The sequence below is a fragment of the Thermomonas sp. HDW16 genome, from assembly GCF_011302915.1.
In the GTDB taxonomy this organism is placed as follows: domain Bacteria; phylum Pseudomonadota; class Gammaproteobacteria; order Xanthomonadales; family Xanthomonadaceae; genus Thermomonas.
Window position 1 is genome coordinate 952,245 of record NZ_CP049872.1, and the last position, 23,022, is coordinate 975,266.

Genomic DNA, 23,022 nt, shown 5'->3' on the forward strand with positions numbered 1-23,022 from the left:
GTTGCCTCAGCGCGCGCTGAGCGTGTGTACCGCCTCGACCAGCACCGCCACGTGGTCGGGGTTCATGTCCGGCGACATGCCGTGGCCGAGGTTGAACACATGGCCTTCGCGCGAGCCGCCATTGCCGGCGGCATAGCTGTCTAGCGTGGATTGCACCTGCCCGCGGATGGCGGCCGGGCTGCCGTACAGGATCGCCGGATCGAGGTTGCCCTGCAGTGCCACACGGCCGTTGGCGCGGCGTGCCGCGTCCTCCAGCGTCACCGTCCAGTCCACGCCGATGGCATCGGCGCCGCTGGTGAACAGGTCGTCCAGGTGCGGCGCATTGCCCTTGCCGAACAGGATCACCGGCGCGCCGATATCCTTCAGCTCACGTGCGATGCGGGTCAGGTACGGCAACGAGAATTCGCGGTACATCGCCGGGCCAAGCGTGCCGCCCCAGGTATCGAATACCTGCAGCGCCTGCGCGCCGGCCGCATGCTGCGCGGATAGATAGGCGATGACGGAATCGGTCACCACGCCCAGCAGCTTGTGCATCGCTGCCGGTTCGTTCAGCGCCAGCGCCTTGACCTTGCCCCAGTCCTTGCTGCCGCCGCCTTCGACCATGTAGCAGGCCAGCGTCCACGGGCTGCCGGAGAAGCCGATCAGCGGCACCGAGCCGTCGAGTTCGCGTCGGATCGTGCGCACCGCGTCCATCACGTAGCGCAGTTCGGTTTCCATGTCCGGCACGGCGAGTTTTTCGATGTCGGCCGGCGTGCGCAGCGGACGTTCGAACTTCGGGCCTTCGCCTTCGACGAAATACAGGCCCAGGCCCATCGCGTCCGGCACGGTGAGGATGTCGGAGAACAGGATCGCAGCGTCCAGCGGGAAGCGGCGCAGCGGCTGCAGGGTGACCTCGCAGGCCAGCTCCGGGTTCTTGGCCATTGCCAGGAAGCTGCCGGCCGCCTTGCGGGTGGCGCGGTATTCCGGCAGGTAACGGCCGGCCTGGCGCATCAGCCAGACAGGCGTGTAGTCCACGGGCTCGCGGCGCAGCGCGCGAAGGAAGCGATCGTTCTTCAAGGTCACAGGTGAATTCCGGTTAGCGGGGTGCGTCCGCGCCCTGCGCGAACATCAACTGGAAGCCGCGCTTGAGCTGCGCATCGCGCGCAGATTCCAGCGCGGCCAACGCGCTGGCCTGGTCGACGTACAGCTCGCGCCTGAGCGTGCTGCGGCCGCCGATCTGCCCGGTTTCGCGCAGCAGTGTCCAACCGCCCAGCAGGTCGGGCTGGAGCTGGAGCTGGACGAAACGCGGGGCTTCGCGGCCGTCGGGGCGTTGTTGCAGCAGCAGGCGCATCTGCGAATTGTAAGGCCTGCGCCCGTTTTCGGGCTCAGCCGCGCAGCGCGTCCAGCACCTGCGGCTCGCCGACATCGGCCACCACCCGCGCCTTGCCCGCGCCGTCCCACAGCACGAAGCGCAAGCCGGAGCCCTGCGCCTTCTTGTCCAGCCGCATCCGTGCGACCAGTGCCGCCGGATCGAGTCCCGCCGGCACTTCGGTCGGCAGTCCGTAGCGTTGCAGCAGGTCGCGCAGACGCTGCCCGTCGGCGGCATCGGCCAGGCCGAGTGCGGTCGACAGCCGCGCCGCCAGCACCATGCCGACTGCCACCGCCTCGCCGTGGTTGAGGCCACCGTAGCCTTGCTCGGTCTCGATGGCGTGGCCGAAGGTGTGGCCGAAGTTGAGCAGGGCGCGCTCGCCGCGTTCGAACGGGTCGCGTTCGGTGATCGCCGCCTTGTGCCGGCAGCTGCGGGCGATCGCCTCGGCCAGCAGTGCGTCGCCGGCCAGCAGGTCTTCGGCATTCGCGTCCATCCAGTCGAGGAAGGGGGCATCGACGATCGCGCCGTACTTGATCACCTCGGCGAAGCCCGCGCGCAGTTCGCGCGGCGGCAGCGTGCGCAAGGTCGCGGTGTCGGCGATCACCGCGCGTGGCGGATGGAACGCGCCGACCAGGTTCTTGCCCTGCGCGATGTCGACCGCAGTCTTGCCGCCGACCGAGGAATCCACCATCGCCAGCAACGTCGTCGGCAGCTGCACGCAGTCGATGCCGCGCATCCAGCAGGCCGCGGCGAAGCCGGCCAGGTCGCCGACCACGCCGCCGCCGAGTGCATAGATGCAGGCATCGCGCGTGGCGCCGAGTGCGGCCAGCGCGTCGATCACGCCGGAAAAATTCGCCAACGTCTTGCTGGCTTCGCCGGCCTCGAACACGTGCAGCGCGATCTTTGCCTCGGGTCGCGCGGTGGCCAGCGCTGCCTGCACGCGTTGCGCATAAAGCGGCGCGACCTGCGAATCGCTGACGATCAGCGCATGCCGACCGCGCAGGTGCGAGGCGAGTAGAGCGCCGTCGTCGAGCAAGTTCGGGGCGATGTCGATGCGATAGGGCAGGGCACCGCCGACCTCGACCTGCTGCAGCGATGCGCTCATGCGTGGATTTCCTCGTCGCGTGCGATCAGCGCCGCGAGAGCCTCGGCGACGCGCTCGGGAGATTGGTGGGCGGTGTCGAACAGCAGGTTGGCCACCTCGCGATACAGCGGTTCGCGCAAGGCCTGCAGTTCGGCCAGGCGTTGCGCGCGGTCGGCGACGTCGAGCAACGGGCGGCCGGTGTCGCCGGCCAATCGACGTAGTTGTTCTTGAAGTTCGACCTGCAGGTAGACCACCTTCGATGCGGTGCGCATCGCCGTGCGATTGCCGGCATCGAGAACCGCGCCGCCGCCAGTGGCGATGACCTGGCCCGCCTGCGCCAGCGTGCCCGCCAGCATCCGCGATTCGCGTACGCGGAACCCGGCTTCGCCTTCGGAAGCGAAGATCGCCGGGATCGGCATGCCGGCATCGGCTTCGATTCGCGCATCGACATCGACGAACGCCAGCCCCAGCCGCGTCGCCAGCAGGCGGCCGACATGGCTCTTGCCCGAGCCCATCGGGCCGACCAGGACGATGTTCCTGCGGTTGGCGGCGGTATTGCGCATCGCAACATGCTAGCAGTGGCGGATGGCGTGAACGCCATGACTGCGCGGAATTAACGCATGACCGGCAAGGCTGCGGGTTCGGCAATCCCGCCGGCCACCCCGCTAAGGAGCAAATCCATGTCCGTCGCCAAGATCATCGAACTCAATGCCGCCTCCAAGACCAGCATGGAAGATGCGGTCAAGCATGGCCTGAAGAAGTGTTCCGAGTCGGTCAAGAACATCAAGGGCGCCTGGGTCAACGAAATCAAGGTCGTCACCGACGACGACGGCAACGTGCAGGAGTGGCGGGTCAACCTGCGGGTCAGCTTCATCGTCAACTGACGCCCCCTCGAGGGTGCGCCGATCCGGCATGCGCGCGACAATGCGCGCATGACCACCATTGCCCCCGAGATGCTCGATACCTTCGACACCCTGTTCGCCGAGGCCCTGGCCGCTGGCGAACCCGACCGCACCGCGATGACGGTGGCCACGGCCGTCGATGGCCGGCCGTCGGCGCGGGTCGTGCTGCTGAAGGCGCACGACACGCGCGGGTTCGTGTTCTACACGCACCTGGACGGACGCAAGGGCCGCGAGTTGCAGGCCAACCCGCAGGCCGCGCTGCTGTTCCATTGGCCGAAAGTGCGCGAGGGCGTGCAGGTACGGATCGAGGGCGATGTCGAAATCGTGGCCGATGGCGAAGCCGACGCCTATTTCGCCAGCCGCCCGCGCGGCAGCCAGGTCGGTGCCTGGGCCTCGCACCAGTCCGAGACGCTGGACGGCCGCGAAACCTTCGAGGCACGCATCGCCCGTTTCGAGGCTGAATTCGAAGGCCGCGATGTACCGCGCCCGCCGCGCTGGGGTGGTTTCCGCGTCGTGCCGCGCAACGTGGAGTTCTGGTACGGCGCGCAATACCGCCTGCACGAACGCTGGCTGTACGAGTGCAGCACCTCCGGCACATGGTCGAAGCGGATGCTGTATCCGTGAGCAGTCCGATGATCGGCCCGCGCCGGATCGTCTGCCTGACCGAAGAACCCACCGAAGTCCTGTATGCGCTGGGTGAGCAGGATCGCATCGTCGGCATCAGCGGCTTCACCGTGCGCCCGGCCATCGCGCGCAAGCAGAAACCCAAGGTCAGCGCGTTCACCAGTGCCAAGATCGACGAGATCCTCAAGCTGCGTCCCGACTTCGTGGTCGGCTTCTCCGACATCCAGGCCGATATCGCCGCCGCGCTGATCCGCCATGGCGTGGAGGTGTGGATCAGCAACCATCGCAGCGTTGCGGAGATCCTGGACTACATCCGCCGGCTGGGCGCCTTGGTCGGTGCCGTCGGCAAGGCGAACGCGTATGCCGATGGACTGCAACGCGGCCTTGAAGCCATCGAGCGTGAAGCGGCATCGCTGTCGCAGCGACCGAAGGTGTATTTCGAGGAATGGGATGAACCACCGATCACCGGCATCCGGTGGGTCGCCGAGTTGATCCGCATCGCCGGCGGCGACGACATCTTCCCCGAACGCGCGCTGGAGCCGTTGGCGAAGGCGCGCATCCTTGAGGATTCGGATGAAGTGATACGACGCGCACCGGACATCATCATCGGCAGCTGGTGTGGCAAGAAGTTCCGCCCGGAGAAAGTGGCGGCGCGCCCGGGTTGGGATGCGATTCCCGCCGTACGCGATGGCCAATTGCACGAGATCAAGTCGCCGCTGATCCTGCAGCCGGGCCCGGCGGCGTTGAGCGATGGCGTGGCCGAGCTTGCAAGGATCGTGCGCGAATGGGCGGCCCGCAGGACGCTATGATCGCAGCCAATCCAGGGGGAGCGAAGCGATGAAACAAACGACGATGGACGACCTGGCCAAGCTGGTGCTACGTGTCGCACTGGGACTGTTGATCCTGCTGCACGGCATCGCCAAGTTGCGGCACGGGCTTGGACCGATCGAACAGATGGTGGTCACCCATGGCATGCCGTCGTTCCTCGCCTACGGCGTGTTGGTTGGCGAGGTGCTGGCACCGATCATGCTGTTGCTGGGCGTGTATGCGCGCATCGGCGCGGCGCTGATCGCAATCAACATGCTGTTCGCCTTCGCGTTGGTGCACATGGGCCAACTCGGGCAGCTCAACGACCAGGGCGGCTGGGCGCTGGAACTGCAGGGCATGTACCTGGTGACGGCATTGGCGATCACCTTGCTGGGCCCGGGGCGTTACGCCATCAACCAGCGCTGAGCAGGGTGTGACTCAGCGCGGATAAAGTTCGGCCGTGGTGGCGATGTCCGCGCGCGCGCCGCTGCGCGTGGCGGTCATCCTGAACTGCACGCTGGCCGGTGGCGTTGCATGCAGCACGCCGATGTAGTCGGTCATGCCTTCGGTGTGGATCGCGCGCAGTTCCAGCGGCTTCGGTGGCTCCGGCAAAACGCTGACGGTTGCGCTCAACTGCAGGTCGCCGGGATCGGCGGCGTCGCCGACGGCATCACGCACGGTGACCAGCAGCAACAAGCCTTCCTGCATGCGGTCGATGCCGTAACGCGCGGCAACCGTTTCGTTGATGTCGGCGACGGCGACGGTCGAGGTCTGCAGGGTGACGCCGCCGACCGTGGTGGCGGCGATGGCGGATTGGCCTGCCGTGTCGGATGCGGGGACGGGCTGGGCCGCACCTGTGGTCTCGTTGCGACTGCAGGCGGTGATGGCGGCGAGGGATAGCAGTGCAAGGGCGATGATGGCGTTGCGCATGGCGGAGCCTCTAATCGTTGGCGGCGGATAATTCCTGTCCGCGGACGCGTGCGGCATGGATGGCGCTGCCGACAAGTGCGCGCAGGCCACCGGCTTCGAAGGCCTCGACTGCAGCCTGGGTGGTGCCATTCGGCGAAGTCACCCGTCGCCGCAATTCGGCCGCGTCGACATCGGATTCGGTCAGCATGCGCGCCGCCCCGAGAACAGTCTGCAGCGCCAGCGTGCGAGCGGCGTCGGGTGGCAGGCCTTCGGCGATGCCGGCCTCGATCATCGCTTCGGCCAGCAGGAAGATGTAGGCCGGGCCGCTGCCGGAAACTGCGGTCACCGCATCCATCTGCGCTTCATCGTCGATCCACACGGTCTTGCCGGCGGCCGAGAGCAGGTCTTGCGCGAAGCCCCGTCCCGCAGCATCGACCTGTTCGCTGGCATACAGACCGGTCATGCCGGCGCCGAGCAGCGCGGGCGTGTTCGGCATGGTGCGCACGACCGCGAGATCGCCGCCCAGCCAACGCTCGATCTGGGTGGCGGTGATGCCCGCTGCGATGGAGACCACCAGCGGGCGTTCGCCTTGCGCTTGCTCCGCCAATCCTTCGCAAACGGCACGCAGTACCTGCGGCTTGGTCGCCAGTACCCAGGTGCCTGCGCCGATGACGGCCTGCGCGGCTTGTTCGAATACCGCCACGCCGAAATCTTCGCGCAGCGCGTCGCCCAGTGGCGGTACCGGTTCGGCGACGCGGATGCCGGCCGGGTTTCGGCCCTGTGCCACCAGTCCGCCGATCAGGCTGCGTGCCATGTTACCGCCGCCGATGAAGGCAATGCTTTGATGGGTGATGTCGTCGTTCATCGAGAAACATCCGTCTTGGGTGGGCGCGCGCTGGTCATCCGGTTTCTTTTTTGGCGCGAGCGCCAAAGAGTGCGCTGCCGATACGCACCATGGTCGCACCTTCCTCGATCGCGGGCACGAAATCCTCGCTCATGCCCATCGACAGCGTGTCGATGCCGGGGTGTCGCACCTGCAAGCCATCGAAGAGTTTTCGCATCGCATGGAACGCGTCTCGGCGACGCGCCATGTCCGCGTGCGGTGCGGGTATCGCCATCAGTCCGCGCAGGTGCAGCCGGGATTCCGCTGCGACGGCATCGGCCAACGCATCGAGGTCTTGCGGTCGGCAGCCGTGCTTGCTGGTTTCATCGTCGATGTTCACTTGCAGCAACACGTTGAGAGGCGGCAGCCCCGCAGGGCGATGACGGGCGAGGGTCGCGACCAGCTTGGGACGGTCGACCGATTGCACCCAGTCGAAGGCACGCGCGGCGGCATCGGCCTTGTTCGATTGCAGGTGACCGATCAGGTGCCACTCCAGCCCCCGGTCGCGCAGGGCTTCGATCTTGGGCAGGGCTTCCTGCACGTAGTTCTCGCCGAACGCATCCTGACCGGCCCCCGCCAATGCGGCGATTTCTTCCGGGGTGCGGGTTTTCGAGACCGCTAGCAAGCGGCCGGCATTTGGCCGGCCGGCCGCACGGCTTGCGTTATCCACTGCAAGCAGGATGCCGGCGAACGCTTCACGGTACGGGTTCATGGGGCCATTGTCGGTCACTGCGGGAGGCATATACTGCCCACGGCCCCCTGTCTTGGGACAGCGGGTTCAAGGGCGCTGCAGGGAAGCTGCGCCCGCCGGGCTCTGCCGCTACGGCGTCGGGGTGCTGGCACGCGAGGACGGGACTGCTCCTGAACGGGGCAGGCCCGGAACTCGAAGCGTCGCGGCAGGGCTGGAACGCCCTGATGCGGTTACGACGACTTGCGCGGCAGGGGAGTGCCGCGCACCACGGGGAGTAGTGCCAACATGGATATCGCTGAACTGCTGGCGTTTTCGGTCAAGAACAAGGCTTCCGACTTGCACCTGTCGGCGGGATTGCCGCCGATGATCCGCGTCGACGGTGACGTACGCCGTATCAACATCCCGGCCTTCGACCACAAGCAGGTGCATGCGCTGGTCTACGACATCATGTCGGACAAGCAGCGCCGCGACTACGAGGAATTCCTCGAGGTCGACTTCAGCTTCGAGATTCCCGGCTTGGCGCGTTTCCGCGTCAATGCGTTCAACCAGAACCGCGGTGCTGGCGCGGTGTTCCGCACGATTCCATCGCAAGTGTTGACCCTGGAAGACCTGGGTTGCCCGCGCATCTTCAAGGAACTGATCGAGCAGCCGCAGGGGTTGATCCTGGTCACCGGCCCGACCGGCTCCGGCAAGTCGACCACGCTGGCGGCGATGATCGACCACATCAACAAGAACGAATACGGCCACATCCTCTCGGTCGAGGATCCGATCGAATTCGTGCACACCTCGCAGAAGTGCCTGATCAACCAGCGCGAGGTGCATCGTGATACCCACGGCTTCAACGAAGCCCTGCGAAGCGCGCTACGCGAAGATCCGGACATCATCCTGGTGGGCGAGTTGCGCGACCTGGAGACCATCCGCCTGGCGTTGACCGCGGCGGAAACGGGCCACCTGGTGTTCGCGACCTTGCATACATCGAGTGCGGCCAAGACCATCGACCGCATCATCGACGTGTTCCCCGCCGGCGAGAAGCCGATGGTGCGTTCGATGCTGTCCGAATCACTCCGTGCGGTGATTTCCCAGGCGTTGCTGAAGAAAACCGGCGGTGGCCGCACCGCGGCGTGGGAGATCATGGTCGGCACCCCGGCGATCCGCAACCTGATCCGCGAGGACAAGGTGGCGCAGATGTATTCGGCGATCCAGACCGGGCAGAACGCCGGCATGATGACCCTCGACCAGCATCTGCAGGATCTGGTCAAGCGCGGCATGGTGCCCAGGCAGCAGGCGCGCGAATACGCCAAGGACAAGCGCCTGTTCGAATGAACGGGATCATGACGAACGGATACGTCGCCGAACAGGAGTCGCACGGATGAGCAGCATCGATTTCACCTCGTTCCTCAAGCTGATGGCGCACCAGAAGGCATCGGACCTGTTCATCACCGCCGGCATGCCGCCGTCGATGAAAGTGCATGGCAAGCTGAGTCCGGTCACCCAGGCGCCATTAACACCGCAGCAGTCCAAGGACCTGGTGCTGAACGTGATGACGCCGCAGCAGCGCGAGGAGTTCGAGAAGACCCACGAATGCAATTTCGCGATCGGCGTGTCCGGCGTCGGCCGCTTCCGCGTCAGCTGCTTCTACCAGCGCAACCAGGTAGGCATGGTGTTGCGCCGGATCGAAACGCGCATCCCGACCGTGGAAGAACTGAACCTGCCGCCGATCATCAAGACGTTGGCGATGACCAAGCGCGGCATCATCATCTTCGTGGGCGCCACCGGTACCGGTAAATCGACCTCGCTGGCGGCGATGATCGGTTATCGGAACCAGAACTCGACCGGGCACATCATCACCATCGAGGATCCGATCGAATTCGTGCACAAGCACGATGGCTGCATCATCACCCAGCGTGAGGTCGGCATCGACACCGACAGCTGGGAAAACGCGCTGAAGAACACCTTGCGCCAGGCCCCGGACGTGATCATGATCGGCGAGGTGCGCACCCGCGAGGGCATGGATCACGCCATCGCCTTCGCCGAGACCGGCCACTTGGTGCTGTGCACGCTGCATGCGAACAACGCCAACCAGGCGATGGATCGCATCATCAACTTCTTCCCGGAAGATCGCCGCAACCAGCTGCTGATGGACTTGTCGTTGAACCTGAAGGGTGTGGTCGCCCAGCAGTTGATTCCAACGCCGGACGGCAAGGCGCGACGTGTGGCGATGGAGATCCTACTGGGCACGCCGTTGGTGCAGGACTACATCCGCGACGGTGAGATCCACAAGATCAAGGAAGTGATGAAGGAATCCGTCCAACTGGGCATGAAGACCTTCGACCAGAGCCTGTTCGAGCTGTACCAGGCCGGCGAGATCAGCTACGAGGATGCGCTGCGCTTCGCCGATTCCTCCAACGAGGTGCGGCTGCGCATCAAGCTGGCACAGGGCGGCGATGCGTCCACGCTGGCCCAGGGCCTGGATGGCGTCGAGGTTGCGGAAGCGCGCTGACCTTCGCGTGCCGCGGCGGTGCCGACGTGCGCCGCCGCACATGGCTCGCTAGAATTGCGGCATGTCGATCGAGTCTTCGCCGCTGTCCAACAACCTGCTGGTGGCGTTGCCGTCGCTGCATGATCCACATTTTTCGCGCAGCGTGGCGCTGGTCTGCCAGCATGACGGTGACGGCGCCATGGGTGTGGTGGTCAATCGCGCGTCCGAATACACCCTGGGCGAGGTGTTGCAGCAGATGGGCATCGCCAGCGACAGCGATGCGCTGCAGTCGCGGGTCGTGCTGGCCGGCGGCCCGGTGCATCCGGAACGCGGCTTCGTCCTGCACGATGGCGATCGCGAATGGGATTCCACGCTGGCGGTCGGCGACGGCCTGTACCTGACCACCTCACGAGACGTGCTGGAAGCGTTGGCGCGTGGCGATGGTCCGGCGCAGGCGGTGGTCGCGCTGGGTTGCGCCGGCTGGGGCGCGGGCCAGCTTGAGCAGGAATTGGTCGAGGACAGCTGGTTGATGGTGCCGAACCGTCGCGAGGTGTTGTTCGAACTGCCGCTGGAACAGCGCTGGCAGGCCGCTGCCGGCAGCATTGGCGTCGACCTGGTCAATTTCGCCAGCCATAGCGGCCACGCATGAACGAGGCCGCCGACGCGCAACCCGCGATCCGTCGCGACGGCACCGTACTCGGCTTCGATGTCGGTGCGCGCCGGATCGGCGTAGCGGTGGGCAGCGCGTTCGGTAGCGGTGCGCGCGCGGTAGCGGTAGTCGATGTGCATGCCGGCGGCCCTGACTGGAGCCGGATCGAAGCGTTGCGCCGCGAATGGCGCCCGGACGGCATGGTGGTCGGCGACCCGATGCGCCTGGACGGCGGCGACCAACCGATCCGCAAGTTCGCGCAAGCCTTCGCCCGCGAGCTGCGACAACGCACGCGGCTGCCGGTGGTGATGGTCGACGAACGCAACAGCTCGCAGGAGGCGGCGCGCCGCTTCGCCGAGGATCGCGCCGACGGCAAGCGCAAGCGGCGTGACGCCGAATTGCTGGATGCAGTGGCGGCGGCGATCATCGTCGAACGCTGGCTGGCCTCGCCACAGGATGCAACGGTGATTCCATGACGCTCCAACTCGACGGCGACGGCACACTGCGTCACCTGCTCACCCTCGACGGGTTGCCGCGCGAGACGATCGAGAACCTGTTGGTGCGTGCGCAATCGATGACCGCGGACGCCTATGGCGGCACCGCATTGCGCGGCGTGCTGGCCGGCAAGGCGGTATGCACGCTGTTCTTCGAGCCGTCCACGCGCACCCGTTCCAGCTTTTCGCTGGCCGCGCAGCGGCTCGGTGCCGACCTGCTGAATTTCGATGCCTCCACCGCCTCCACCACCAAGGGCGAGGCCGACCTCGACACGCTGAAGACGCTGGAAGCGATGGGCGTGCACGCCTTCGTGATGCGCCACAAGCGCGATGGCGCAGTCGCCGAGCTGGCTGCGGCCGCGCAGCCGGGCACCGTGCTGCTCAATGCCGGCGACGGCCGCAGCAACCATCCTACCCAGGGGCTGCTGGACATGCTCACCCTGCGCCAGGCCAAGGGCGAGGATTTCTCGAAACTGAAGGTTGTGATCGTCGGCGACGTGAAGCACTCGCGCGTGGCGCGCAGCGACCTGCACGCGTTGCGCGCGCTGGGCTGCGGCGAGATCCGCGTATGCGGTCCAGCCTCGCTGTTGCCGGACGACGGCACGCTGGATGGCTGCATCGTCGGCGACGATTTCGACGCGATGATCGAAGGCGTGGATGCGGCGATGATGCTGCGCCTGCAGCGCGAACGCATGGCCGAAGGTCTGGTCGATTCGTTGGAGGACTACCACCGCGACTATGGCCTCGACGCCGTGCGCCTGCGCCATGCCAAGGCGGACGCCATCGTCATGCATCCCGGGCCGATGAATCGCGGCGTCGAGATCGCCAGCGACGTCGCCGACGGTCCGCAATCGCGCGTGTTGCGCCAGGTGGCTAACGGCGTAGCGGTACGGATGGCGGTGCTGGAAGCGTTGCTGGCTTAGCGCAACAGCACCAGCGTCGCCAACCCAAGGAAGGTCAGGAACCCCATCACATCGGTGATGGTGGTGAGGATCACGCCGCCGGCCAGCGCGGGGTCGAAGCCCATGCGTTTCAGCGTCACCGGCACGAACACGCCGCCCAACGCGGCGAAGCACAGGTTCGCGGTCAGCGCGATGGCGATCACCGCCGCCAGCGCCGGGTTGCGGAACCACAACAGCACCACGATGCCGAGCAGGGTGCCCAGCACCAGGCCGTTGATCATCGCCACTCGCACTTCCTTCCACACCAGCGTCGGTACGTTGGACGCGCCGATCTGGCCCAGCGCCAGGCCGCGTACCATCAGCGCCAATACCTGGGTGCCGGCGTTGCCGCCCATGCCGGCGACGATCGGCATCAGCACGGCGAGCGCGGCGAGTTTCTCGATCGAGCCGGCGAAGCGGTCCACCACGGATGCGGCCAGGAACGCGGTGCACAGGTTCACGCTGAGCCAGATCAGGCGGTTGCGGAATGCGCGGCGCACCGGCGAGAACAGGTCCTCGTCCTCGTCCAGGCCGGCGGCGCCGAGGGCCTGGTGCTCGGCCTGCTCGCGGATGATGTCGACCACGTCGTCGATGGTGATGCGGCCGAGCAGCACGTTGCCTTCATCGACCACGGGTGCGGACACCCAGTCGTGGTCGGAGAACTGGCGGGCCACCGCGTCGGCGGAATCGTTGACGTGGATCGAGGTCAGCGTGTCGTCGATGAGGCGGTTGATCGGCGTGCCCGGGTCGTGGGTGACCAGATCCTGCAGGGCGACCCAGCCGATCAGGTGATGGCGGCGATTGACCACGTACAGATGGTCGGTGTGGTCTGGCAGTTCGCCGCGCAGGCGCAGGTAGCGCAGCACCACGTCCACTGTGGTATCGGCGCGCACGGTCACCACGTCCGGGTTCATCAGGCGGCCGGCGCTGTCTTCCTCATAGGACAGCACCTGCTCCAGGCGTTCGCGGTTCTCGCGGTCCATCGACTTCAGCACTTCGTCGATGACGGTGTCCGGCAGGTCTTCGACCAGGTCGGCGAGATCGTCGATGTCGAGGTCTTCGACCGCGGCGACCAGTTCGTCCGGATCCATGTCCGCGATCAGGCCTTCGCGCACCTCGTCGCCGACGTGGACCAGCACCTCGCCATCGTCCTCCGGATCGACCAGGCCCCAGACCACGGTGCGCTTACCTGGCGGCAGCGATTCCAGCAGGTTGCCGATCTCCGCCGGTGACAGCGTGTTGACCAGCCGCCGCACCGGCCCCAAACGACCGCTGTCGAGCGCATCTGAAAGCAGACGCAGCTGACGCGCAGTCTTGTCGTGGCGGACGGCTTCGGCCATTGCGGCTTCCGGTGGGCGGCGTCGCGGCACGAGGTGCGCGACAGGATCAGGCGTTCATAGTGCGCGCATTATCGCCCGCGGACTCGCGGATGCCCACCCCATGCAATGATTCAGTGCATGGCCCGTGTATTCGACGCCAGCCATTGTTCGATACCGGCGCGATCGCGTGCGCGCATCAATGCGGCGGCTTCGTTGCGCAAGGCCGAGAGGTCGCTGGCGCGGATCGCGCGGCGGACTTCAAGCAGTGTCGCCGGGTGCAGGCTGAGTTCGGTCAGGCCAAGCGCAAGCAGCAGTGGCACGAAGGCGGCATCGCCGGCAATTTCGCCACACACCGCCACTGGCCGCCCGCGCCTGTGCGCGGTGCGCACCACGTCTCGCAGCAAGCGGATCAGTGCTGGGTGCAATGGCGTGTACAAATCGCCTAGTGCCTCGTTGTTGCGGTCGGCGGCGAGCAAGTACTGCACCAGGTCGTTGGTGCCGATCGACAGGAAATCGCAGGCACCGATGAAACCGGTCAGCGACAAGGCCGCGGACGGCACCTCGATCATCGCGCCGAGCGGCAACTGCGCGGCGGTCTCGTGGCCTTCGCGATGCACTTCGGCCAGCGCCTTGTGCAGCATCGCCCGCACGGTGCGCATTTCTTCGGCGCCACTGATCATCGGCACCAGCACGCGAACCGGCCCGTAGCCGGATGCGCGGGCAATCGCCCGTAGCTGCGTGTGCAACAGGCCATCGCGGGCCAACGACAGGCGGACGCCGCGCAGGCCCAGTGCGGGATTGGGTTCGTCGCGCAGCGCCAGCCCGGTCTTGTCGGCCTTGTCGGCGCCAAGGTCGAGGGTGCGGATGGTCACCGTGCGCCCGGTCATGCCCAGCACGGCATCGCGATAGGCGCGGAACTGCGTGTCTTCGTCCGGGATCTCGCGGCTGCCCATGAACAGGAATTCGGTGCGGTACAGGCCCACACCGGCCGCACCCAATGCATGCGCCTCGGCCACGTCTTCGCGCGATTCGGCGTTCGCCCACAGCTTGATGTCGATGCCGTCCAGGGTACGGCTCGGTTCCCGGCGCAGGCGGTTGAGCTGCTTGCGCTCGCGCTTGACTTCCTCCACGCGCTTGCGATGTTCGCGCAGATCCTCGGCGTCCGGTTCAAGCACCACCAGGCCAGTGCCGCCATCCATCACCAGCACGTCACCGTCATTGACCTTCTGCAATGCCTGCGCCGCTCCCACCACCAGCGGCAAATGCAGGCTGCGGGCAAGGATGGCGCTGTGCGAGAGCGCGCTGCCGCCAGCGGTGATCACGCCCATCACGCCTTGCGCCTGCAGCTGCGCGAGTTCGGTGGGCGCGATGTTGTCGGTGACCAGGATCTCGCCGGCCACGCCTTGCAGATCGGCCTCGCGACGGTGCAGCGCGGCATGCAGGCGGCCGATCACCTGGTCGATGTCGTCGATGCGGCTGCGCAGGTAGGGGTCGTCGATCCCGTCGAACACCGCGGCGATGCGGTCGCGCTGCAGGCGCAGGGCATAGTCGGCGGTGTACAGGCCGGTGCGGATCAGCGCATCGATGCCCTGCAGCAATTCTGGGTCGTCCAGCAGCAATGCGTGCAGGTCGAGGAATTCGCCGACTTCGTGCGCAAGCGCGCCGTGCAGGCGTTCGCGCAGGGCGTGCATCTCGGCGCGCACGGTGTCGACCGCGGCGTGGATGCGTTCGAGTTCGGCATCGACCTCGTCCGCGGCGATGCGGGCCTCGTCGACGTCAAGCGCGTGCGGCAGGCGCACGCGTGCCCGTCCAAGCGCGCTGCCACGTGCGGCGGCGGTGCCGGACAGGACGTGCCGCGTCATCAGCTGTCCTCGTCGAAGCGGCGTTCGAATAGCGCGGCGACTGCGTCGGCGGCTGCCTGTTCGTCTTCGCCGTCCACCCGCAGCACCACGGTGGATCCCGTTCCGGCGGCCAACAGCATCACGCCCATGATGCTCTTGGCGTTGACCTCGCGACCGCGCGCTTCGAGGGTGGCCTGGCAGCGGAAGGTGGACAGCAGTTGCACCAGCTTGGCGGTGGCGCGCGCATGCAGGCCTAGGCGGTTGACGATGATCAGGTCGCGTTGGATCACGGCATCGCCCTCGTGGCTGTCGGTTGCGTGGTGGTCATGTCATGCGTCATCAATGATGGCACCGTTGCGTGCGCCAGCGGCGGCGACCGCCGGCAATTCGTCCAGGTCCAGGTCGGCATAGTTCATCACCCGCAGCAGCATCGGCAGGCTCAGCGCGGAGACGCGGCGTACCGGTGTGCCGAGGCGGGCGAGCTTCGTGGCGATATTGCTGGGGGTCGCGCCGTACAGGTCGGTCAGCACCAACACGCCCTGGCCGCCATCGACGCGACGCAGCGCAGCGCTGGCCTGCGGCAGCAGCGCGTCGACATCGCCATCGAACGGGACTTCGAACGCTGCGGTCGTCAGCGGCAACTGGCGCAGAAGGCGCGTGGCCACCGCGATCAGCGCGTTGCCAATGCCTTCATGGGTGATGAGCAGGATGCCGACGGACATGCATGCAAGTTAACAGACGGGAATGACAGTGCGAAAGCGATTCCGAGTTCGATGGGGCCTGCGGGCGGGGTTCGCTACGTGACTCGATATGTCGCTGTGCAGGCTTCGCACCGCAGGTGCCATCGAACTGTTCCGCGTGCCGAGGATGGTTGGATCAATCCAGCTCGCGATGGTGCACCGCGACTTCCGCCCAGCCGGCTTCGCGGCAATGCCGGGCCAGGCGTTCGGCCAGGTAGACCGAACGATGGCGGCCGCCGCTGCAGCCGAAGGCGACGGTAACGTAGCTACGGGTTTCCGAACGCAGCTTGGGCAACCAGGTATCAAGGAAGCCTTCCACCTGCGCAACGTAGGTCGCCACTTCCGGTTGTTCTTCCAGGTAGTCGCGTACATCGGCATCGCGGCCGGACAGCGGGCGCAGGCGTGCGTCCCAATGCGGGTTGGGCAGTACCCGCGCATCCAGCACGAAATCGGCCTCCGGCGGCAGGCCGCGCCGGTAGGCGAAGGATTCGAACAGCAACGACAAGCCGGCGCCGCTGAGGCCGTACTCGGTCAGGATGTGGCGGCGCATCTGGTGGATGTTGAGGTCGCTGGTGTCCAGCACGCTGTCGGCGATCCGGCGCAGCGGTTTCAGCGCCTGCCGTTCCAGCGAGATCGCATCCGCCAGCACCAGCCCGAGATGACTGAGCGGATGCCGGCGGCGGGTATCCGCGTAGCGGCGCACCAGCACGTCATCGCGAGTGTCGAAGAACAGCAGCTTGGGGTCGAGGCCCAGTGCGCCGACTTGCGACAGCGCCTCCGGCACGTCGGCCAGGTCGCCCAAGCTGCGTGCATCGATGCCGACCGCGATCTTTTCCGGCGCGTTGTCGCCAGCCAGCATGCGGCGCACGAATTCGGGCAGCAGTTCAGCGGGTAGGTTGTCGACGCAGTAGTAGCCGAGGTCCTCGAAGGTGTTCAGTGCCACCGACTTGCCGGAGCCGGACATGCCGCTGACGATGACGAGCGGCGGCGTTGGATGGTTTTGCGCGGTCACTGCGAACGCTCCAGGAAATGGCTGTGGCGGGCCATGAACGCGGCCGCCGGATCTACGCCCTTGCTGCGCAACAGGTGCATGCGGGTGGCGGCTTCGGTGAGCACTGCCAGGTTGCGGCCGGCCATCACCGGCAGGGTGATCATCGGCACGTCGAGATCGAGCAGGCGGCGGCTGCCGATGTCGCCGGTCAATCGTTCCATGCCGCCCGGCTTGGCGTCGAGCGAGGGCTTGCTGAGGTGCACGATCATGCGCAGGTATTTGTTCCGCTTGACCGCGGTGTCGCCGAACATCTGGCGGATGTTGAGCACGCCCAGGCCGCGCAGTTCCAGCATGTCTTGCAGCAGTTCCGGGCAGGCACCGTCGAGCACGTCCGGCGCGATCTGGGTGAATTCGGGCGCGTCGTCCGCGACCAGGCGATGCCCGCGCGTCACCAGTTCCAGCGCGAGTTCGCTCTTGCCGGAACCGGATTCGCCGGTGATCAGCACGCCGATCGAATAGATCTCCATGAACACGCCGTGCAAGGTGACCCGCGGCGCCAGCGTGCGGGCAAGTTTGTACTGCAGATGGTTGAGCAGTTCATGCCCGCGGCGCGGCGAACTCCACAGGGGCGTTTCGCTTTCCTCGGCGGCGATGCGCAGGTCTTCCGGGCAGGATTGGTTCTTGCTGATGACCAGCGCCAGCGGGCGGAAACCGATGATCTTCTGGATCGTTTCCCAACGCTGGCGCGAATCCAGCCCGTCCATCCAGGCCAGTTCCTCGGTGCCGAGGATCTGCACCTTGTTCGGATAGATGATGTTGAGGTAGCCGGCCAGCGATGGGCGCCGCGCCACGGTTTCCACGGCTTCCAGGACGCGCGTATCGGAACCACGCTGGCCGGCGAGCCAGCGTAGCTCCATGCGTTCGGCCTGTTGCTCGAACAGTTCCGCGGCGGTGATGCGGGCGGCGTTCAAGTGTGTGCTCTCCGCCGCGGGATGGACGGATCAGCCAAGCGCGCCGCTTTGCGCGAGGCTCTCGCCGCGGTGGTGGTCGACCATGCGTTCCTTCTGCTTCATCAGCAGGCGATCGAGCTTGTCCGACAGCAGGTCGATCGCGGCGTACATGTCCTGACCGTTGGCATCGGCGTGCAAGGTGCGACCGGACAGGTTGATCGTTGCTTCGGCCTTGTGCTCGGGTTTGTCCAGGCCAAGTTGCACGCGGATCTGGCAAGGGTGTTCGAAGTGTCGTGCGAGTCGTTCGAAGCGTGTTTCCACGTAGTCGCGCAGGGCCGGGGTGACTTCCATCTGATGGCCATGGGTTTCGATTTGCATCTGAACCTCCTTCGACTGTGGATACTGCGGGGTGGAACGATTTTTGGCTTGCACGCGCCGCGTCAACCGATGCGCACGCGCTCGTGCGATGCGGGAATCTGCAGGGCCTCACGATACTTGGCGACGGTACGCCGCGCCACCGGCACGCCGCCCGATTTCAGGGTGTCGGCGAGGCGCGCGTCGGATAGCGGCTTGCGCGGATCCTCGGCCTCGACCAGCTTGCGGATCATGTCCTGGATGGCGGTGCTGGAAGCGCTGCCGCCGCCTTCGGTTTCGATCCCGGAGGCGAAGAAATCGCGCAGCGGGATGGTGCCGCGCGGGGTGCGCACGTACTTGCGGGCGATCGCGCGGGAGACCGTGGATTCGTGCAAGCCGAGTTCGGCGGCCACGCTGCGCAGGGTCAATGGGTGCAGCGCCTGGTCGCCGAATTCGAGGAAGCCGGCCTGCTCGCGCACCAGGCAGCGCACCACGCGCAACAGGGTGTCGGCACGCGATTCCAGGCCCTTCAACAGCCAACGCGCTTCCTGCAGCCGGCCACGCAGGTATTCGGCATCGGCCGCGCCGGCGTGGCGGATCATCTGTTCGTAGTCGCGCTGGATGGTGATGCGCGGGGTGGCGCCGGCGGCCAGCGCCACTCGCCACAGGCCCTGCTGGCGCCAGATAACGCAATCCGGAGTGACATAGGTTCCGGCTGGCAGGTCGCCGTGCTGGGTGCCAGGACGCGGATCCAGGCTGCGCAGCAGGTGCACCGCTTCCTCGGCCTCGGCGCGCTTGCAGTCCAGTTCGCGGCACAATCCGTCGATGCCGATCTTCGGCAGCCGCGCCAATGCGCCGGCAGCCACCGCCATCGCCAGGTCGCGGCCAGGGCTGTCTTCGGCCAACGTACGCAATTGCAGACGCAGGCATTCACCGAGGTCGCGTGCGCCCACGCCGACCGGGTCGAACTGCTGGATGCGGTGCAGGACTTGCAGCACCTCGTCGTGTTCTGCGTCGATTTCCGGCTTGAGGCCGTCGGCGATGGCATCGAGCTCTTCGCGCAGGTAGCCGTCGTCGTCGATGGCGTCGATCAGCGCCACGCCGATGCCGAGGTCGCGTTGGCTGAAGTGGCCGAGGTGCAATTGCCAGAGCAGGTGGTCGCGCAGGGTTTCCGCACTGGCCGCGCGGTCACCGGCGAAGTCCTCGCCGCCATCCGATGCCGGGCCGATCCGCTCCTGCCAGGGCTCGCTTTCGCGATCCCAGTGCTCGTCCACGCGTTCGTCCACATGTTCGTGTCCCTGCGTCGCCGCGTCGTGCGCGCCATCGGCATCGCGCACCTCGTGCGCATCCGCTGGGCCTGCTTCGCCCGCTTCGGCCCAGTCGAGCAGCGGGTTGCTGGCCACCGCCTCGGCGATTTCCGCTTCGAGTTCGATCGTGGACAGCTGCAACAGGCGGATCGCCTGGCGCAGCTGCGGCGTCAGGATCAATTGCTGGTGCAGCCCGGGGGAAAGGCGCGGTTTCATCCGCACTCAGGATATATCCGACTGCGGATAAAAAAACGTTATCGGTGCGCAAATGGATTCGTCATTCCGGCGAAAGCCGGCCGTGTCTGACAGGCGCATGTCTGTTTTCAGGCGCGCGATCCAGGGCGGATCCCGGTTTGCGCCGGAACGGCAACCCTGGAAGTGGTTCAGAGCCGGAACGTATCGCCCAGGTACACCCGACGCACGTCCGGGCTCTCCAGCAGGGCTTCGGGCGCGCCCTGTGCCAGCACGGCGCCATCGGCCAGGATGTAGGCGCGGTCGCAGATGCCCAGGGTCTCGCGGACGTTGTGGTCGGTGATCAGCACGCCGATCCCGCGATCCTTGAGGTGGGTAACGATGCGTTGGATCTCGTTGACCGAGATCGGATCGACGCCGGCGAATGGCTCGTCCAGCAGGATCAGGCGCGGCTTGCCGGCCAACGCGCGGGCGATTTCCACCCGCCGCCGTTCACCGCCGGACAGGCTGGCGCCCATCTGTTCGGCGACATGGCCGATCTGCAACTCGTCCAGCAGGCCTTCCAGCTCGCGTTCGCGGCCGTCCTCGTCGAGGTCTTGGCGCAATTCCAGAACCAGGCGAAGGTTGTCCGCCACGCTGAGCTTGCGGAACACCGAGGGTTCCTGCGGCAGGTAGCCGACGCCGCGCTTGGCGCGTTCGTACATCGGATCAAGAGTGATGTCGATGCCGTCGAGCACGATGCTGCCGGCATCGGCCGGTACCAGGCCCACGATCATGTAGAAGCAGGTGGTCTTGCCGGCACCATTCGGGCCGAGCAGGCCGACCACTTCGCCCGCCTCGAGGGTCAGGCTGAAGTCGCGCACGACCTCGCGCGATTTGTAGCGCTTGCGTAGTCCCTTGGCGACCAACATCAGTTCGAGGCCTTCGCCGGTGCCGGCTGCGCGCCCTTGGGCAGGATGCGCATCTTGACCCGGCCGTTGCCAGCGCCGCCGCTGTCCACCTGCCCGGTCTTCATGTTGTAGACCACGCGCTGGCCGTTGAGGGTGCCGCGTTGTTGGGTGATGGTCACGTTGCCGGTGAACACTACCACCTCGGTCTTGAGGTTGTAGTCCACGTTGCTGGCAGTGGCATTGATCGGGTTGCCGTCGTCGAGGGTCTGGCGCAGGGTCACGCCACCGCTAAGCAGGGCGCGGCTGGGATCGCCGTTGCTTTGCTCGATGATCGCCTTGGCCGCCACCACGTTCAGGCTGCCCTGGGTCATGGTCACGTTGCCGGTCAGGGTACAACTGTCGTTGGCGCCGAGGCTGCAGGTGCTGTGCGCGGCCTCGATGTCCATCGGCTGGGTGCGGTCCGAACTGCGCGCATTCGCACCGGCCGCGAAAACGGCGGCGAACAGGGCAAGCGCGGCAGCCGCGAGGTCAGCGGTTCGTCGGGACATAGTGGTATCGCACATCCGAGAGAAGTGAGACCTGCCGATCGAAATCCGCCTGCAGGCCGCGACCGCGCATTGTAAGGCCGGGGCGGGTGAGGGTCACGATCGCCGCCGAGGTCGCGCGATTCTCGTTGGGGAAGATGTTCAGTTCCTCGGTCTCGATCCGGGTCGGCGGCGGTACCTGCGTGGGACTGGTGGCGACGACCTGTCCGCGTAATTGCAACTGCTGGCCATCGTCTGGTACCCGTCCGAGCTGTGCTTTCACGTCCCAGTAAGCGCCGTTGCGGTCGGGCACCAGGAACTTCGGGGTATCCAGTGTCATCGACTTCGCGCCTGGGTCGCGTTGCAGGCGCGGGCCGCGCAGGGTGAACGACTCCTTGCCCTGCGAATCCAGCGAGACCAGTTCGTAATCGTGCAGCACGTATTCCGAACGGACGGCTGCCATGGTTTCGGCATTGCCGCCGGATTGGTGCCACACCGACCAGCCGCTGGCGATTGCGGCGAGCAGCAGGACGATGGTCAGGCCGGCACGCCAGCTCACGGGTGTTCCCCATGGGCCAGGATGGCCTCGACCTTGCCCTGTGCCTGCAGCAGCAGGTCGCATGCGTCGCGTGCCGCACCGTTGCCACCATAGCGCGGGGTCACCCAATGCACGGCCGGCAATACCCAGTGGTGCGCATCGGCGGGTGCGATGGCAAGGCCTACGCCGCGCAGGGTGGCGAGATCCGGGAGGTCGTCGCCCATGAAGGCCACCTCGTCCATGCCGATGCCCATTTCAGCCGCGACGCGTTGCATGCAGGCCAGCTTGCTGCGTTCGCCGATGTGGACATGCGCGATCTTCAGCTCCTTGCCGCGCGCCGCGGCGACCGGGCTGTTGCGCGCGGTCACCAGCGCGGTTTCGATCCCGGCATGGCGCAGCAGGGTGATGCCCATGCCGTCCTGCACGTAAAAGGCCTTGGCGTCGGCGTCGTTGCTGGCGTACAGCAGGCGGCCATCGGTCAGGGTGCCGTCCACGTCGAAGCCGATCAGCTTGATCTTCGCGGCGCGCGCAAGCACATCGGCGGGGTAGTTGATCGTTGTCATCACACCACCCGTGCACGCAGCAAGTCGTGGATGTTCAGCGCGCCGACCACGCGTCGATCCGCGTCGATGACCAGCAGCGCGTTGATCTTGTGCGTTTCCATCAGCTGCGCGGCTTCCACCGCCAGCGCGTCGGCACCGATGGTGCGCGGTGCGCGGGTCATCACCGCATCGATGCGGGTGTTGCGTAGGTCGATTGCGTCGTCGTCCAGGCTGCGGCGCAGGTCGCCGTCGGTGTACAGGCCGAGCAGGCGGCCGTCGTCATCGACGATCGCGGTCATGCCCAGACGCTTGCGGCTCATCTCCACCAGCGCTTCGCTGATGCTGGCATCGGGGCCGATCCGCGGCACGTCGTCGCCCGCGTGCATCACGTCGGTGATGTGCAGCAACAGGCGTCGGCCCAGCGCGCCAGCCGGGTGCGAGCGGGCGAAATCGTCGGCGGTGAAGCCGCGCGCTTCCAGCAGGGCGACGGCCAGCGCATCGCCCATCGCCAGGCTGGCGGTGGTGCTTGCGGTCGGCGCCAGCGCCAGCGGGCAGGCTTCGGCCGGCACGCTGATGTCGAGGTGGATATCGGCTTCACGGGCCAAGGTGGATGCCTCGCGGCCGGTCATCGCGATCACCGCGTTGCCCTGCCGCTTGAGCGCCGGCAACAGCAGCAGGATCTCGTCGCTCTCGCCGGAATAGGACAGCGCCAGCACGATGTCGGCATCGGTGACCATGCCCAGGTCGCCGTGGGCGGCCTCGCCCGGGTGCACGTAGAAGGCCGGGGTGCCGGTGCTGGCCAAGGTGGCGGCAATCTTGCGCGCGACGTGCCCGGACTTGCCCATGCCGGTGCAGACCACCCGGCCGCGGCTGGCTAGGATCGCGCGGCAGGCGGCGCTAAACGCGCCGTCGATCCGCGCGGCGACTGCGGACAGGCCGTCGCGTTCGATGTCGAACACACGCTGTCCGCTGGCGGCGAAGTCGAAGCTGTCCGTGCTGGCGGGCGGGGTTGGGGGCACGCGC

The 23,022-nt window shown here is 66.6% G+C and carries 29 protein-coding genes; 9 read left to right on the plus strand and 20 right to left on the minus strand.

What is annotated here, in order from left to right; all coding sequences use genetic code 11:
- Positions 1 to 6 precede the first annotated feature (6 nt).
- The 4 genes from hemE to G7079_RS04260 are packed head-to-tail and all read right to left on the minus strand — an operon-like array spanning position 7 to position 2,995.
- Entirely contained in the window at positions 7 to 1,056 is a 1,050-nt protein-coding gene (gene hemE, locus G7079_RS04245; protein ID WP_166057830.1) for a uroporphyrinogen decarboxylase, read from the minus strand.
- 19 nt (positions 1,057 to 1,075) lie between these two features.
- On the minus strand, positions 1,076 to 1,330 hold the full coding sequence (locus G7079_RS04250; protein ID WP_166055872.1) for a WGR domain-containing protein: 255 nt from the start codon (positions 1,328 to 1,330) through the stop codon (positions 1,076 to 1,078).
- A 34-nt stretch (positions 1,331 to 1,364) separates the two neighbouring features.
- Positions 1,365 to 2,453: a 3-dehydroquinate synthase gene (gene aroB / locus G7079_RS04255; protein ID WP_166055874.1), complete on the minus strand. Its 1,089-nt coding sequence runs from the start codon at positions 2,451 to 2,453 to the stop codon at positions 1,365 to 1,367.
- Positions 2,450 to 2,995, minus strand: coding sequence for a shikimate kinase (locus G7079_RS04260; RefSeq protein WP_166055876.1), 546 nt, complete (start codon positions 2,993 to 2,995; stop codon positions 2,450 to 2,452). The genes aroB and G7079_RS04260 overlap by 4 nt, the downstream gene beginning before the upstream one ends.
- A gap of 117 nt (positions 2,996 to 3,112) precedes the next feature.
- Between G7079_RS04260 and G7079_RS04265 the strand changes: the two genes are divergently transcribed.
- The 4 genes from G7079_RS04265 to G7079_RS04280 are packed head-to-tail and all read left to right on the plus strand — an operon-like array spanning position 3,113 to position 5,191.
- Entirely contained in the window at positions 3,113 to 3,316 is a 204-nt protein-coding gene (locus G7079_RS04265) for a dodecin family protein (protein ID WP_166055878.1), read from the plus strand.
- A 48-nt stretch (positions 3,317 to 3,364) separates the two neighbouring features.
- On the plus strand, positions 3,365 to 3,958 hold the full coding sequence (pdxH, locus tag G7079_RS04270) for a pyridoxamine 5'-phosphate oxidase (protein ID WP_166055880.1): 594 nt from the start codon (positions 3,365 to 3,367) through the stop codon (positions 3,956 to 3,958).
- An 8-nt stretch (positions 3,959 to 3,966) separates the two neighbouring features.
- Positions 3,967 to 4,767, plus strand: a complete 801-nt coding sequence (locus G7079_RS04275) for a cobalamin-binding protein (RefSeq protein WP_166057831.1) — start codon at positions 3,967 to 3,969, stop codon at positions 4,765 to 4,767.
- 28 nt (positions 4,768 to 4,795) lie between these two features.
- Positions 4,796 to 5,191 carry a DoxX family protein gene (locus tag G7079_RS04280; protein WP_166055882.1) on the plus strand — a complete coding sequence of 132 codons (396 nt, stop codon included), beginning with the start codon at positions 4,796 to 4,798 and terminating at the stop codon, positions 5,189 to 5,191.
- A gap of 12 nt (positions 5,192 to 5,203) precedes the next feature.
- Here the strand turns inward: G7079_RS04280 and G7079_RS04285 are convergent, their stop codons facing one another.
- From G7079_RS04285 to G7079_RS04295, 3 genes are read right to left on the minus strand one after another with little or no spacing between them, the layout of a single operon-like run.
- Positions 5,204 to 5,695: a DUF4426 domain-containing protein gene (locus G7079_RS04285; protein WP_166055885.1), complete on the minus strand. Its 492-nt coding sequence runs from the start codon at positions 5,693 to 5,695 to the stop codon at positions 5,204 to 5,206.
- Positions 5,696 to 5,705: 10 nt separating this feature from the next.
- Complete coding sequence (gene proC / locus G7079_RS04290) at positions 5,706 to 6,539, minus strand: pyrroline-5-carboxylate reductase (RefSeq protein ID WP_166055887.1); 834 nt, start codon at positions 6,537 to 6,539, stop codon at positions 5,706 to 5,708.
- 34 nt (positions 6,540 to 6,573) lie between these two features.
- Positions 6,574 to 7,269, minus strand: coding sequence for a YggS family pyridoxal phosphate-dependent enzyme (locus G7079_RS04295; RefSeq protein WP_166055889.1), 696 nt, complete (start codon positions 7,267 to 7,269; stop codon positions 6,574 to 6,576).
- Positions 7,270 to 7,533: 264 nt separating this feature from the next.
- On the opposite strand from G7079_RS04295, the gene G7079_RS04300 reads away from it, so the two are divergent.
- The 5 genes from G7079_RS04300 (at position 7,534) to G7079_RS04320 (ending at position 11,793) form a co-directional block, all read left to right on the plus strand.
- Positions 7,534 to 8,571 carry a type IV pilus twitching motility protein PilT gene (locus G7079_RS04300; RefSeq protein WP_166055891.1) on the plus strand — a complete coding sequence of 346 codons (1,038 nt, stop codon included), beginning with the start codon at positions 7,534 to 7,536 and terminating at the stop codon, positions 8,569 to 8,571.
- A 46-nt stretch (positions 8,572 to 8,617) separates the two neighbouring features.
- Positions 8,618 to 9,748 (plus strand): PilT/PilU family type 4a pilus ATPase, encoded by a 1,131-nt coding sequence (locus G7079_RS04305; RefSeq protein ID WP_166055893.1) that lies wholly within the window; start codon positions 8,618 to 8,620, stop codon positions 9,746 to 9,748.
- 61 nt (positions 9,749 to 9,809) lie between these two features.
- A complete protein-coding gene (locus G7079_RS04310) occupies positions 9,810 to 10,376 on the plus strand; it encodes a YqgE/AlgH family protein (RefSeq protein WP_166055895.1) in 567 nt (188 codons plus the stop codon).
- Entirely contained in the window at positions 10,373 to 10,852 is a 480-nt protein-coding gene (ruvX, locus tag G7079_RS04315; RefSeq protein WP_166055897.1) for a Holliday junction resolvase RuvX, read from the plus strand. The genes G7079_RS04310 and ruvX overlap by 4 nt, the downstream gene beginning before the upstream one ends.
- Positions 10,849 to 11,793 carry an aspartate carbamoyltransferase catalytic subunit gene (locus tag G7079_RS04320; RefSeq protein ID WP_166055899.1) on the plus strand — a complete coding sequence of 315 codons (945 nt, stop codon included), beginning with the start codon at positions 10,849 to 10,851 and terminating at the stop codon, positions 11,791 to 11,793. The genes ruvX and G7079_RS04320 overlap by 4 nt, the downstream gene beginning before the upstream one ends.
- Here G7079_RS04320 and mgtE read toward each other — a convergent pair.
- From mgtE to G7079_RS04385, 13 genes are all read right to left on the minus strand, one after another.
- The gene (gene mgtE, locus G7079_RS04325; RefSeq protein ID WP_166055901.1) at positions 11,790 to 13,151 is read right to left on the minus strand and encodes a magnesium transporter; all 1,362 of its coding nucleotides are present in this window, start codon (positions 13,149 to 13,151) and stop codon (positions 11,790 to 11,792) included. The two genes, G7079_RS04320 and mgtE, sit on opposite strands and share 4 nt — an antisense overlap.
- 110 nt (positions 13,152 to 13,261) lie before the next feature.
- Complete coding sequence (gene ptsP, locus G7079_RS04330; protein WP_166055903.1) at positions 13,262 to 14,992, minus strand: phosphoenolpyruvate--protein phosphotransferase; 1,731 nt, start codon at positions 14,990 to 14,992, stop codon at positions 13,262 to 13,264.
- Positions 14,992 to 15,261: an HPr family phosphocarrier protein gene (locus G7079_RS04335; RefSeq protein WP_166055905.1), complete on the minus strand. Its 270-nt coding sequence runs from the start codon at positions 15,259 to 15,261 to the stop codon at positions 14,992 to 14,994. The genes ptsP and G7079_RS04335 overlap by 1 nt, the downstream gene beginning before the upstream one ends.
- A 39-nt stretch (positions 15,262 to 15,300) precedes the next feature.
- Entirely contained in the window at positions 15,301 to 15,693 is a 393-nt protein-coding gene (locus tag G7079_RS04340) for a PTS fructose IIA subunit family protein (RefSeq protein ID WP_166055907.1), read from the minus strand.
- Between the two features lie 154 nt (positions 15,694 to 15,847).
- Positions 15,848 to 16,723 (minus strand): RNase adapter RapZ, encoded by an 876-nt coding sequence (gene rapZ / locus G7079_RS04345; RefSeq protein ID WP_166055909.1) that lies wholly within the window; start codon positions 16,721 to 16,723, stop codon positions 15,848 to 15,850.
- Positions 16,720 to 17,673, minus strand: coding sequence for an HPr(Ser) kinase/phosphatase (gene hprK / locus G7079_RS04350; RefSeq protein WP_166055911.1), 954 nt, complete (start codon positions 17,671 to 17,673; stop codon positions 16,720 to 16,722). Before hprK ends, rapZ begins: the two co-directional genes overlap by 4 nt.
- A gap of 30 nt (positions 17,674 to 17,703) precedes the next feature.
- Positions 17,704 to 18,030 carry a ribosome-associated translation inhibitor RaiA gene (gene raiA, locus G7079_RS04355; RefSeq protein WP_166055913.1) on the minus strand — a complete coding sequence of 109 codons (327 nt, stop codon included), beginning with the start codon at positions 18,028 to 18,030 and terminating at the stop codon, positions 17,704 to 17,706.
- Positions 18,031 to 18,092: 62 nt separating this feature from the next.
- Entirely contained in the window at positions 18,093 to 19,529 is a 1,437-nt protein-coding gene (locus G7079_RS04360; RefSeq protein ID WP_166055915.1) for an RNA polymerase factor sigma-54, read from the minus strand.
- 167 nt (positions 19,530 to 19,696) lie between these two features.
- Positions 19,697 to 20,416, minus strand: a complete 720-nt coding sequence (lptB, locus tag G7079_RS04365; protein WP_166055917.1) for an LPS export ABC transporter ATP-binding protein — start codon at positions 20,414 to 20,416, stop codon at positions 19,697 to 19,699.
- Complete coding sequence (gene lptA / locus G7079_RS04370) at positions 20,416 to 20,943, minus strand: lipopolysaccharide transport periplasmic protein LptA (RefSeq protein WP_166055920.1); 528 nt, start codon at positions 20,941 to 20,943, stop codon at positions 20,416 to 20,418. Before lptA ends, lptB begins: the two co-directional genes overlap by 1 nt.
- A complete protein-coding gene (gene lptC / locus G7079_RS04375) occupies positions 20,924 to 21,478 on the minus strand; it encodes an LPS export ABC transporter periplasmic protein LptC (RefSeq protein ID WP_166055922.1) in 555 nt (184 codons plus the stop codon). The genes lptA and lptC overlap by 20 nt, the downstream gene beginning before the upstream one ends.
- Positions 21,475 to 22,020, minus strand: coding sequence for an HAD hydrolase family protein (locus tag G7079_RS04380; RefSeq protein ID WP_166055924.1), 546 nt, complete (start codon positions 22,018 to 22,020; stop codon positions 21,475 to 21,477). Before G7079_RS04380 ends, lptC begins: the two co-directional genes overlap by 4 nt.
- Positions 22,020 to 23,018: a KpsF/GutQ family sugar-phosphate isomerase gene (locus tag G7079_RS04385; protein ID WP_304940799.1), complete on the minus strand. Its 999-nt coding sequence runs from the start codon at positions 23,016 to 23,018 to the stop codon at positions 22,020 to 22,022. Before G7079_RS04385 ends, G7079_RS04380 begins: the two co-directional genes overlap by 1 nt.
- Between the last annotated feature and the right edge of the window lie 4 nt (positions 23,019 to 23,022).